We start from the raw sequence: 12,419 nt of genomic DNA, 5'->3' as shown, positions 1-12,419 counted from the left end.
GTCCAGGGTGAGGTTGAGGCTGAAGATGAGCGGTCCCATGGCAGGCGAGTCTAACGCCACTACGGCGTCGGCCCAGGCTCGAAAGGGCATACACCGCCGGCCAGGATCCGTACTGCGGTGGCACGTGCCGCCACGGGGCACCCACCCGGATCCGCCACCGGATCCCGTCGATCAACTGCCGTCTGCTCCATGACGGCGGTCGACCCGGGCGCTCGGCCACCGGCAGCAACGGCTGCAGCACCGCCCACTGCACGTCGGTCAGGTCGAACCGCCTCGTCACCGCTAGGGTGTCCACGAGGTCTCCGGCTTCAGGTTCTGCTTGGTCGCTGAACCATCTACCGGAAACCTCGCCCATTTTCGATCTCCGACACGCGAAGATCCTCACGCCAGATCAGCCCTGGCACCGACTTCGATACGGCCCTAAGCGCCTGCGTGGAGATCCCTCGATTCCAGAAGAACTCATCCATTCATGGCTGGAATGGCCTACGGCCCATGTCGCAGAGAAGGGCCGGCGAAATCGTTGCGATGCCCGACTTGGTTCACCGACAGCAACGGCCGCTTCGAGTGCTTCGGCCGAGCAGTGGCCGCCACCCAGCCCCTACCGACCTGGAGATCCTTGACGACGCCTGCTCGGCCCGAGGGCCGGAAATTGATGGGCCGGCCCTCGGGGCGGATTCGGGGAAAGCCCTGAGGAACACATCCGGGTGCTTCCGCATATGACTCGGTTGGGACGCCGGTCCAGAATGGACGAGCGTTCAGACCCAGGAGGTTTCGTGTCCCGACGTACCGTGGCCGTCATTGTAGCTGTGCTCACCATCCTGGCTGGATTGCCTGCGTCGGCACACGCCGGTTCCACGCCGCTGAGTCTCGCCTGGGCCGAGTGCCCTGACGACCTGCCAAACGTCCCACTCGACCCGCGCGTGCAGTGCGCCCGGCTGCGCCTGCCGGTGGACTGGGCGCGGCCAAACGGCCAAATGTTCGAGCTCGCCGTGGCACGCCGGCCCGCGCGCGTGTCGCACCAGCGGGTGGGCACGCTGGTGTTCGGGCCGGGGGGCCCAGGGGATTCAGGGGTGGAACGCATCCGCAAGGGGGACCGGTTCAGCGACGAGTTGCTCGACCGGTTCGACCTGGTCAGCTTCGACCCACGCACTGTCGCCCGCACCGCCGCGCCCGTCTGCACGCCGGACCCGACCCTGCGCAAGCCGCCCATCCCACTGACCAGCCAGGCCGACTTCGACGCTGCGGTGGCGTACAACCGGGCGCTATGGAGCCGGTGCCGCCCGACCAGCCCTGTGTTCGACAACGCCGACACGCTCAGCACCGTGCACGACCTGGAGGCGTTGCGGCGTGCGCTGGGAGAACGGCGGCTGACCTTCCACGGCAGCTCGTACGGCACTTTGCTGGGCCAGCAGTACGCCGAGCAGTACCCCGGCCGAGTGCGGGCCGTCGTGCTGGAAGGCGTGTTCGACCACAGCCTCGACGTGCGGTCCTTCGTGCGGACCCAGGCGGCCGCACTGCAGGATGCTTTCGACGAGTTCGCGTCCTGGTGTGACAGGTCGGCCGAGTGTGTGCTTCACGACCGGAACATGCGGTCGGTCTGGGCCGGGGTGCTGGCCCGCGCGGACAGTGGCGAGTACGCCCCCCGTACCGCCTTCGACGTTACCGCCGTAGCACTCGGCATGCTCGCCGGCCCGCGCTGGCCGCAACTGGCTGCGGCCGTGCGGGACATGGACGGCGGCATGCCGCCGCCCGAGGTGAATCTTCCGATCGCCGTCGCGGCCTTCTGCGCGGACTGGCCAGCTACCGTGCGCGACTACGACGAGTACGCCGGCTTGGTCCGGGAAGCCGAGGACGTCGCGCCGGCCGTCCGGTACGGCGCCGGCCTGCTGGCCGTGCAGACCTGCCTGGGATGGCGGTCGCCGGTCCGGAACCTACCGCACGACCTACACGTACACACCCGCACACCGCTGCTGCTGCTCAATGCTCGACATGACCCCCGCACCGGCTACGCCTGGGCCACCAACGTCGCTCGGCAACTGGGCCGGCACGGACGCCTGGTCACGTACGAGGGCTGGGGCCACGGCACGTACCTGCGCAACGAGTGCACCATCGCCGTAGTGGACCGGTACCTCGTCGACCTGACGCTGCCCACCCCCGGCACCGGATGCCCGGCGAACTGAACCCCGAGACGGCGGAATTTCGGGCGCGCAGGGCTTCCGCGAGGGTCTGTCGCGGTGGGTAGCACTCGGTCTGCGGCAGGATCCGGATGCCTGTTCGAGGTTGCAACCGGCAGAATCTGGCGCTCGAACCGGCGCTACAGAGAGATTCCGCGGGCCGAGGACACCTACCACGGCCGACACGCCGCCGGTCGTACCAGCCGGGTACGACCGGCGGCGTGTGTCTCTTCGGGCTCTTCAGTCGGCCTCGGGTGCTCGCCAGATGCGGAATGCAGGATCATCGGCACGTCCGGATGTATGCACCCGGGTGTTCACCTTCGTCGCCGGTATCGGGCCGGCCCTGCCGTTAGTTCGCGTCCGGTCATGAGCGACCGCGTGCGGACCGCCGCGTGATGCAGTCCGGGGCGAGGCCACCTTGCCTCTCGCCCCAGCTCAGGCCCACAGCGGCGGCTCGTAGCGGGACGCAGGAGATGTCCCTGTGAGGCAGAGGAGTTGCCGAAGTAGCCCCGCAGAAGGATCGGCTCCAGGTACCGGACCGGGACGCGATCGTGAACGGTGATTGTGCTGGTGTGGTCGCAGGAGACGCAGGCGACCAGGAGCCAGATGTCGAGGAGCGTGCCGCTGGCGCTGACGCGGAACTTGCCGTCGCCGGGGTTGGCGAGGCCGGAATGGCAGTGGACGCAGCGGAACGCGAGCAGAGGAAGGCGCGTACGTCGAAGGGCCCGGGACAGCAGGATATGAGGACGCGCAGACATGATCTCTCTAAGATCTGACGGAAGGCATGCGAAAAGAGCCGACGGCGCGGTCGGCGACCGATGCACGGAGAAGGTGTCAGGTCTAAAGAGCAGGCGGCGTCACGCGGGGTGAAGTCCTTCGTAAGTGGGTCGGATAAGAAGATCCAGTTGCACGGTAGGGCGGGACGGCCGGCGAGGCCACCCGTTTTTGTCCTGGTGGCACGCCGGGCTGGTCACAACGCCAGGGCGGCCAGCTCGGTGCGGCTGGTGACGCCGAGCTTCGGGTACGCCTTGTACAGGTGGTACGCGACCGTCTTGGGGCTGAGGAACAGCTGCGCGGCGATGTCCCGGTTGGACAACCCCGTGCCGGCGAGCCGGGCGATCTGCAGCTCCTGCGGGGTGAGTTCGGCGGCGGCCGACGCGGCGGGGTGCGGGGCGCGCAGGCCGGTGGCCTCCAGCTCGCCGCGCGTCCGCGCCGCCCACGGCGCCGCCCCCAACTGGTCGAACGTGTGCAGGGCACGCTGCAGCCGGCCGCGGGCGTCGGCCTTGCGCCGGGCGCGGCGCAACCACTCGCCGTACAGGAGTTCGGTGCGGGCCTGCTCGAAGGGGCGACCACCGGCCTTGAGCGCGAGCAGGTAATCCTGCTCGTCGCCGGAGAGCAGCGCCCGGCACCGGTACGCCAGGGAAGTCGCCCACAGCTGGTCCACCCGCTCCGCCCAGGCCGAGAAGCGGGTGAACGCCTCCTCGGCCTGCTCCGGCACGCCGGCCCGGACGGCCGCCTCGACCAGGTCGGGCACGCTCCGGTACGCGCACACCTGGTGGGCGTACGGGTTCTCCTGCAGGGCGGCGAGCCGGGTCACGGCGGACTCGGCGCGGCCCAGGCCGAGGTCGAGCAGACCCAACGCCCACAGCGTCCACGCCCGACCGGCCGCCTCGGCGCCCGCCGTAGCGCCGTCCAGCGCCGAGGCCACGAGGTCCCGGCAGCGTGCCTCGTCGCCGGCCACCGCGGCCAGCATCGCCTGCACAGCGAGCAGTTGGCTGACCCAGAGCGGCTGGCCGCCGTCGCGGGCGACCCGGACCGCCTCGTCGAGGCTCACCGCGGCGTCCCGGTGCCGGCCGTGGAAGAACTCCGCCTCCGCGAGGAAGAACAGCAGCGTGGGCAGCAGCCCGAGGATGCCGTCGGCCCGGCAGCGGGCGACCAGGCCGGAGGCGAGCTCGTACGTCTCGGCGTCCTGCCCGGCGACGAAGCCGAGCCCGCACAGCTGCACGCGGTCGCGGGGTTCGGCGCCCACCTGGGCGGCGACCGCGGCCAGCGGCAGCGGCCGGCCCCGGACGGCGGCGACCTGGTAGCGGGCCACCGGATGGTCGAGCGTCGCGAGCTGGTCCAGGCAGGCGCCCAGGTACGGCTCGCCGAGGTACCAGGCCGGGTGGAACGCCGCCACCAGCAACGCGTCCCGCTGTCCCGGGTCGAGCTGCGCCCCCTGGCTCATCAGGTCGTACGCGGTCTGGTGGCCGCCCTGCCAGAACCAGGCGTGCCCTTCGACCCAGGCGACGCGGGCGTGGAAGGCCGGCTCGTTCACCAGGCCGGCCGCCCGCTCGGCGAGCCGGACCGCGTTGTCGAGGTGCCCGGACTGCAGGCCGCTCTCCGCGGCCAGCAGCAGCCGGCGTGCCTGGGCGGCCTCGTCCCCGCTCAGTTCGGCGGCGCGCTCGAACGCGGCCAGCGCCGCGCCGTAGCCGCTGCGGCCGCGGGCCTGCTCGGCGGTGCGTTCCAGGGTGGCGGCCACCTGCTCGTCCGGTCCGGTGGTGGCCGCGGCGAGGTGCCAGGCCCGCCGGTCGGCGGCGTCGGGCGTGGTCAGTACCTCCGCGAGCGCCCGGTGCACGGCGAGCCGCTGCGGGTACGTCGCGGCGGCGTGCACCGCGGCGCGGACCAGCGGGTGGCGGAACCGCAGCCGCCGACCGGTGACCTCGACGAGCCGGGCCTCCTCCGCCGGCCGCAAATCCGCGGGGCCGCCACCGAGGGGGGCGGCGGCGCGCAGCAGCACGTCCAGGTCGCCGGTGTCCTCGACGGCGGCGACGAGCAGCAGCGTCCGGGCACCGGCGGGCAGCCGGTCGACCTGGCCGTGGAACGCCGCCTGCAACCGGTCGGTGAGCGGCAGCGGGCCGCCGGCGTCGTCGGCCCGGACGACGCGGGGCAGCTCGATCAGCGCGAGCGGGTTGCCCTGCGCCTCGCCGAGCACCCGCATCCGTACCTCGGGAGCGAGCTGCGGGTCGAGCAGCCGGACGGCGTCGGCCGGCGCGAGCGCGCCGACGGTGAGCTCGGGCAGGCCGGGGGCGGCAAAGATCCCGTCCCGGGCCGCGAAGATCATCACGATGCCCTCGGCGTGCAGCCGGCGCGCGGCGAACAGCAGCGCCTCGGCGGAGACGCTGTCCAGCCAGTGCGCGTCGTCGACGAGGCAGAGCAGCGGACCGTCCTCGGCCAGGTCCGCCAGGAGCGACAGCACCGCGAGGCCCACCAGCAGCCGGTCGGCCGGGGCGCCGCCGCCGAGCCCGAACACGGCGGCGAGCACCTGCCGCTGCGGTGCGGGCAGCCGGTCGAGGCGGTCGAGCGCCGGCCGTACGAGTTGGCTCAGCCCGGCGAACGGAAGCTCGGCTTCGAACTCGGCGGCGCTGGCGCGCAGCACGCGCAGCGGCCGGCCGGACGGCGACGTCAGCTCGGCGGCCCAGTCCAGCAGCGCGGTCTTGCCGATGCCCGGCCCACCCCGCAGCACCAACGCGGCGCTCTCCCCGGCTCGGGCCCGCGCCACCAGGGCCGCGATCCGGTCCTGCTCTGCGGCGCGGCCGTGCAACATTCTCCGCACCATACACAGGTACGCGGTACCTAAGCGCTACCGATTCCCGGGCGCCGGATCATCCATACGGTCGTGGCCATGGAACTGATCGAGAAGTACCTCACCGCCTGGAACACCACCGACGCCGCCGCCCGCCGGGCCCTCATCGACGAGGTCTGGACGGCCGACGGGACGTACACCGACCCGCTGGCCACCGTCGCCGGCCGCGACCAGATCGACGCGCTGATCGCCGGCGTGCAGCAGCAGTTCCCCGGCCTGGAGTTCAGCCTCGCCGGCCCGGTCGACGCGCACCACGACCTGGCCCGGTTCACCTGGAACCTCGGCCCGCGCGGCGCCGAGCCGATCGTCGTCGGCTTCGACGTCGCGGTCATCACCGACGGCCGGATCGCCACCGTGCACGGCTTCCTGGACCGGGTGCCGGCATGACCGTCCTGAGCGAGCGGCCGGTGCGGGTCACCGCACCGGCCGCGCGGCCCGGCGCTTTCCTGCCGGTGCTGCTGATCTCGACGTTCATGACCGCGATCGACGCGTTCATCGTCAACATGGCCCTGCCGGCGATGCAACGCGACCTGCACGCCGGCCCGGCCGCGCTGGAGTGGGTGGTCGCCGGCTACGTCCTCGCGGTGGCCGCCGGCCTGATCACCGGCGGCCGGCTGGGCGACCGGTACGGTCGCCGCCAGGTCTTCGGTCTCGGCGTGGCGCTGTTCACCGCGGCCTCGGTGCTCTGCGGGCTGGCGCCCACCGTCGGCGTCCTGATCGGGGCCCGGGCGCTGCAGGGGCTCGCGGCGGCGCTGCTCATGCCGCAGGTACTGGCCATCGTGCGCACCAGCGTCGCGCCGGCCGAGCAGCCCGAGGCGATCGCCCGGTACGGCCTGACGATGGGTCTGGGCGCCGTCTTCGGCCAGTTGATCGGCGGCCTGCTGATCCGGGCGGACCTGTTCGGCCTGGACTGGCGGCTGTGTTTCCTCATCAACATGCCGATCGGGGTGGCCGCGCTGGCGCTGCTCCGCCGGGTGCCGGAGTCCCGCCACCCGGCGACCCGGCTCGACCTGGCCGGCGTGGTCCTGGTCAGCGCGGCGCTGGTGGCGCTGGTGCTGCCGCTGGTGGAGGGGCGCGAGCAGGGCTGGCCGGTGTGGACCTGGCTGAGCCTGGCCGCCGCGGTGCTGCTGTTCGCGCTGTTCGCGGCGACCCAGCGGCGGAGCCCGCAACCCCTGGTGCACCTGACGCTGTTCCGGGAGCGCGCGTTCTCGGTGGGGCTGGTGGCGACGCAGGTGTTCTGGATGGGGCAGGCGTCGTTCTTCCTCATCCTGGCGCTCTACCTGCAGGTCGAGCGGGGCCTGTCGGCGCTGGAGTCGGGCGTCGTCTTCATCGCCATCGGCGCCGGCTACCTGGCCACCTCGATGTACGCCCACCGGATCGCCGCCCGGCTCGGCCGCCAGGTGGTCAGCGTCGGCGCGCTGGTGATGGCGGTGGGCCTGTACGGCATGTGGCAGGCGGCCGGACACGGGACCGGCTGGCTCGTGCCGGGGCTGGCCGTGGACGGGATCGGCATGGGCATGGCGCTCGCCCCGCTCACCACCACCGTGCTCTCCCGGATCAACCCACAGCACACCGGCGCCGCCTCCGGGGTGCTCGCCACGGTGAACCAGACCGGCAACGCGGTCGGGGTGGCGCTGATCGGCATCGTCTTCTACCGGGCCGCGGATCTGACCGGCGGGTTCCGGGCCGGACTGGTCGCGCTCATCGTGCTGGAACTGGCGCTGGCCGCCATCATCCAACTGCTGCCGAGGCGATGACGCCGAAAGCACCGGCCGTCGTCCCTCGGGCCGGCGGCCGGTGGACCGCTCCGCGCCCTCTGTGGCGCCCTGTTCGACCGAAGGATGGGCGTTCCCTTCGGTCAGGCGGATTCAGGACCGCTGGTGGGGGGCGTCCCGGATGGCGAGTGCGGCCTGGACGAGCGCGGCGTGGGTCAGCGTCTGGGGGTAGTTGCCGAGGTGGGCGCCGGTCGCGGGGTCCAGCTCTTCGGCGTAGAGGCCGAGGGGGCTGGCGTGCTCGAGCAGGGCCTGGAACAGCTCGACGGCCTCGACGCGGCGCCCGGTACGGGCCAGGGCCTGGACGAGCCAGAACGAGCAGGGCAGGAACGCACCTTCACCGCCCGGAAAACCGTCACGGCCCGGCGGGTAGCGGTAGAGCAGCGGACCGCCGGCGGAGAGCCGGTCCCGGACGGCGTCGATGGTGCCCCGCACCCGGGGCGAGTCGACGCTGTCCAGGTCGAGCAGCGGCAGGACGAGCAGGGCCGCATCGAGGTCCTGGGTGCCGTAGCCGCGGACGTAGTAGCCCGCGGCGGGGTCGACGCCGCGCGTCCGGACCTCGGCGGCAATCGCGTCCCGTGCCTCCTGCCAGCGCCGGCGCTGCCGGTCCGGCAGCGGGTGGGTGTCGGCGATGCGGAGGGCGCGGTCCAGGGCGAGCCAGCCCATGAGCTTGGAATGGACGTGCTGGGCCGGTGCGCGAACCTCCCAGATGCCGGCGTCGGGCTCCTGCCAGCAGCGGGCGACCAGGTCGGCGAAGCCGCGTACCGCCCGCCACGTCTCGCTGTAGAGGCGCTGTCCGGCCTGCGCGAACGCCCAGGCCGCGTCGATCACCCAGCCGTAGCCGTCGAGCTGGTGCTGGCCGGCGGCGCCGTTGCCGATCCGTACCGGGACGCTGTCGAGGTAGCCGGGCCAGCCGGGCAGGTCGCGTTCGGCCGGTACGTGGCGGCCGTGCAGGGTGAGCAGTGCCGGCAGGCGTGGCCGCTGCAGCCGGCTGGCGTGTAACAGCCACGCGAGGAAGCCGTGGGCCTCCCTGGCCTTGCCGACGCCCAGGAAGGCGCTGACGCCGATGCTGGCGTCACGGGGCCACACATAGCGGTAGTCCCAGTTGCGTACCCCGCCGGGGTCCTCGGGCAACGACGTGGTGGGCGCCGCCACCGGAGCCTGCGAGGGCGAGTAGGTCAGTAGCCGCATGGTCAGCAGGCTCCGTACGACGGCCTCGCGGAAGGGCAGCGACTCGTCGATCTCGGTGCTCCAGTCCCGCCACCGGTTCTCGTCCTCGACGAGCAGCTCCCAGGCCGCTGCCGGCTCGACGTGGATCAGCGGTTCGCGGTGGGCCACGGCCAGTACGAGGGTGACCGGGCTGCCCGGCCGGACCGTGATCGAGGTGGACCGGCCGGGCTCGATGGCGAGTTCCGGCGCACTGGCCAGAGCGACCGCGATCGACCCCCACGCACAGACCACGGCCTGGCGCCGGTGGTGGACCCGGGGCCGGCTGTGCGGTGCGCCGAGGCGGGGGTCGAACTCGACGACGGCGTCGACCGCCGCCTGCTCGGCCGACAGCCGCCGCACCATCAGTGTCGTCGGCAGCAGCCGACCGCTGACCTCGGCCACCATGCCCTCGGCGAGGGTGAGGCGGCCGTCGCCCACCGCCCAGGTCGTCTCCAGGGTGGCGGTGTGCTGCCGGTACCGCCGTTCTACGACCGTGGCCGGCCGGGCCGGCCCGACCCGGAACGTTCCCGCGTCCGCGCCCCCGACCAGCCGGCCGAACAGCGGCTCGCCGTCGAAGCGGGGCACACAGAACCAGTCGATCCCGCCATCACCGGCGACAAGGGCAGCGGTGCGGGTGTCACCCAGCAGCCCGTAGTCGCTGATCGGCGCCGGCGACCGAGGGGCAGCCACGTCGGTCATGGAGATCGCTCCCTCACGAGTCGCGCAACGGGGTCAATCGGCCTGGAGGAGCAGTCCGAGAACGATTCCGTAGATGACGTGGATGACAGCCGCGACCGCAGGCGTCTGGACGCCGTAGTTGACGGCGAACACGCCGGGCGGCTCCAACACGGCCGTGCTGGTCAGGCCCGCCCGCTGCGAGGCCATGCGCGGGTGGACGCCCGGAAGCAGCGGCAGCAGCACCGTCAGCGCGATCCCGACGTGCAGCATCCCGAGCAGTGCCCCGATCCACCAGGTGGCCCGGTGCAGCAGGGCGAACGTGGCCGCGTAGCCGAAGGCGAAGCCCTGACCGGCGCAGAGGTGCATGAAGAACCCGACGACCCGGGCCCGGTCGGGATCCTCGGTGACCACGGTTCCGAGTACGAGGGGAAGATCGAGGCGGGTGAGGCCGGCCAGTTGCGCAGTGATCAACGCCGCGGTGAGCGCCACGGTGGCGACCAACCCGAACAGAACCCATCCCGCCCAGTCCATGTCAGCAATGGCCGACGGCGCGCTTGTTCCCGGTCGGCGCAGCGGGCGTTCCGGCGCGGGCAGATGTCCGCTCTGTCATGGGTCCATCCTTCAGCTGGAAATGTGAAGGCCCTACGGCTCGGATCGGGGCGCGCGCCTCGGATCAGCATGGGCCACCATGGCCGCTCCGGGCTTCACCATAAGCCACCCGCCCCGGCACGTTGGCTTGCTTCATGAGGTACGACCGGCGCCAGGTGCACCGGTTCTTCGACGTGGAAGCCGAATCGGCTTCGCGATCCCGCCGGTTGACAACCTCGACGTTCTTGGCCACCGTGCGCAATTGGTCATCCTCGATGTCACCCTCCGAGGCGGACGATGGTCCGATCAGGCCCACATGCGAATCGAAACCGCCCGGATGCTCGCCTCGCTGTGCGCGGTCGTGTTGGCCACCGTGATGACAGTCGCGTGGGCCGCTCCTACCGGGGCGCGGCGCACTCCGGCACCTACCTGGCACCGTCCGCGTACGCCGACATGTGGTCCTGTACCGCAACACGTATCCACAGTTCGCCGGCCGGTTCGTGATGGCCCGCCTGGCCTCTGGTGGCCGGCACGGGGCCGGCAACCCGAAACTGCTACTACTCCCTGCTGTCCGCGCCGGCATCCTGTCGATGACGGTTGCGGACACCTACGACCGTGGCGGGGTGTATCTCCGTGTAGCCGGTGGTCCGCGTCGAAGGCGCGTCCTCCAACCGCCAACTGGCCGAGCCGCTGTACCGGCGGCAAAACGCGTCGCGAAACTTGGGCGTCGGCCGTAACATCGGCGGGCCGGGGCGGCTCCCGGGTGCGCTTCCTTCTCCTTTCTTCGACCGAATGCAGCGTGCCGACTCTCCGCCCCGGCATCTGTCTGCCACCGCGGCGCCGACCGCCGGCGCACCAGGAGGAGGACGCCGCTGATGGACGCGCTCGCGATGATCCTGCTGCGCCGCGCCGGCGCGGTGGCGCTGCCCGCGCCGGCCGCCGCGCCGCCCGCCGACGGCGACGCCTGGGTGGTCAACCTCGAGGCCGACCTGGCCGCCACGGGCTGGCTGCTCGACGCGGCGATCCGGCGGCGGTTCGCCGTGCTGGACCCGCTGACCCGGATGCGCTGGGCCGACTTCGTCTGCGCGGTCACCGCCGAACTGGTCGGCGCCGACCGGGAACACGTGCCGCTGTTCCGCCGCTTCCCGGACACCCCGGCCGACGCGGACCGGCTCTACGTCGAGCGGCTCATCGTTCATCTGCTGCAGACCGACGCGGCACCGTGCGTCCTGTGCGGGGCCGAGGGCCGGGTCCACGCGCTGGACCCCTGTGGGCACCTGGTCTGCGCGGACTGCTTCGACGCCGACGCGTACACCGCCTGCCCGATCTGCGGGCGGCGGCTGACGGCCGGCAACTCCTACCTGCCGCTCGTGGCCGAGGCGGCGCCGCCGGCGTCTTCTACGGCACCGCCGGTGCGGCTGCGCCGGCTCACCCTTGACCACTCTCCCACCAGCACCGCCGTCCGGCTGCGGGACGACCTGGTGGGGCGGCCCGCAGCGCTCGGCGAGGCCGACCTGGCCGACCTGCGGGCACTCGTCGCCGCGACCGCGCCGGACCGCCTCGACTGGCTGCCGGCGGTGGTGCCCGCCCGGGAGACCCTGGCAGTGGTGATCGCGGAGGCGCTGCACCGCACGGCACTCACCGCCGCCCATGAGCGGGTGCTCGCCGAGGCCGCCGCCCGCTGGGGCACGGCGACCGACGTTGCCCGTGCTCTGTGGGTGTACTCGGGCGGAGATCCCGGCCTTGTCCTGCCGCGGCGGCGTCGCGACAACCCGGCGGCGTCGGAGGCGTACCGACCGGTCGACGAGCCGGCTGTGACCGTCGGCGCGCCGCGGGTACGGGCGCTGCCCCGGCCGCTGCGTCGCACGGTGCTCACCTTCGTCGGGTCCCTCGACCCGGTCACGGCGGCCGAGGACATGGCACGCCACCCCACGGTCTGGAAGCGGCTCGCCGAGCGGCTGCACCCCCACGAGCGGGTCACCGCGTACCCGAACGCGGCGGTCGCGTTCGCCGCTCTGCGCGGCACCCGCGCCCCAGCCGGCGGCGCGCTGGGCACCGCGATGGTCGCCGCCGGTGAGCGCGCGCCCGAGCGACTGATCCTGTCCTGGCACGCCGACGGCACGGTGTCGGTACGGGTTCGCACCTTCGCCGCACTGGTCGAGGCAGCGGCGGCCGAAGGGGACGCGGCCGACGCCGCCGCCCTGCTCGTCTACCGGCCCGGCGACCTGTGGCGGCGGCTCGACCACCTGCTGCGCCTGGCCGGCGACGACCCGGACGCGCAGCGCGTCGTACTGGACGCCGCGCGGCAGGTCGCGCCCCGGGTGTCGCCGACCGTCCTCGCCGACGCGGCCGCCGCGCTGACCGGCCGCGACG

The 12,419-nt window shown here is 72.7% G+C and carries 8 protein-coding genes and 1 pseudogene; 4 read left to right on the top strand and 5 right to left on the bottom strand.

Annotation, left to right across the window (positions count from 1 at the left end):
• Window positions 1-82: 82 nt before the first annotated feature.
• Window positions 83-295 (bottom strand): annotated as a pseudogene (locus B0E53_RS25615) (transposase); the annotation flags it as partial.
• A gap of 478 nt (window positions 296-773) precedes the next feature.
• Between B0E53_RS25615 and B0E53_RS25610 the strand changes: the two are divergent.
• Window positions 774-2,180, top strand: coding sequence for an alpha/beta hydrolase (locus B0E53_RS25610; protein ID WP_107078380.1), 1,407 nt, complete (start codon window positions 774-776; stop codon window positions 2,178-2,180).
• 308 nt (window positions 2,181-2,488) lie between these two features.
• On the opposite strand, the gene B0E53_RS25605 is transcribed toward B0E53_RS25610, so the two are convergent.
• Window positions 2,489-2,932: a DUF1062 domain-containing protein gene (locus tag B0E53_RS25605; protein WP_210406206.1), complete on the bottom strand. Its 444-nt coding sequence runs from the start codon at window positions 2,930-2,932 to the stop codon at window positions 2,489-2,491.
• Between the two features lie 212 nt (window positions 2,933-3,144).
• Window positions 3,145-5,760, bottom strand: coding sequence for a helix-turn-helix transcriptional regulator (locus B0E53_RS25600; protein WP_210406205.1), 2,616 nt, complete (start codon window positions 5,758-5,760; stop codon window positions 3,145-3,147).
• Window positions 5,761-5,838: 78 nt separating this feature from the next.
• Between B0E53_RS25600 and B0E53_RS25595 the strand changes: the two genes are divergently transcribed.
• Together B0E53_RS25595 and B0E53_RS25590 are read left to right on the top strand one after the other, a co-directional pair.
• On the top strand, window positions 5,839-6,186 hold the full coding sequence (locus tag B0E53_RS25595) for a nuclear transport factor 2 family protein (RefSeq protein ID WP_107078379.1): 348 nt from the start codon (window positions 5,839-5,841) through the stop codon (window positions 6,184-6,186).
• A complete protein-coding gene (locus B0E53_RS25590) occupies window positions 6,183-7,556 on the top strand; it encodes an MFS transporter (RefSeq protein WP_107078378.1) in 1,374 nt (457 codons plus the stop codon). The genes B0E53_RS25595 and B0E53_RS25590 overlap by 4 nt, the downstream gene beginning before the upstream one ends.
• 111 nt (window positions 7,557-7,667) lie before the next feature.
• On the opposite strand, the gene B0E53_RS25585 is transcribed toward B0E53_RS25590, so the two are convergent.
• Window positions 7,668-9,479, bottom strand: a complete 1,812-nt coding sequence (locus tag B0E53_RS25585) for a glycoside hydrolase family 15 protein (protein ID WP_107078377.1) — start codon at window positions 9,477-9,479, stop codon at window positions 7,668-7,670.
• Between the two features lie 33 nt (window positions 9,480-9,512).
• Window positions 9,513-9,989, bottom strand: coding sequence for a hypothetical protein (locus B0E53_RS25580; protein ID WP_107078376.1), 477 nt, complete (start codon window positions 9,987-9,989; stop codon window positions 9,513-9,515).
• A 932-nt stretch (window positions 9,990-10,921) separates the two neighbouring features.
• Here B0E53_RS25580 and B0E53_RS25575 point away from each other — a divergent pair.
• The coding region (locus B0E53_RS25575) for an RING finger family 4 domain-containing protein (protein ID WP_281492909.1) at window positions 10,922-12,419 on the top strand (1,498 nt) is incomplete at its 3' end.

It is taken from the genome of Micromonospora sp. MH33, assembly GCF_003013775.1.
Taxonomy (GTDB): Bacteria; Actinomycetota; Actinomycetes; order Mycobacteriales; family Micromonosporaceae; genus Micromonospora; species Micromonospora fulviviridis.
The sequence above is the reverse complement of the archived record's forward strand: the minus strand, read 5'-3'. Positions and strand labels throughout refer to the sequence as shown.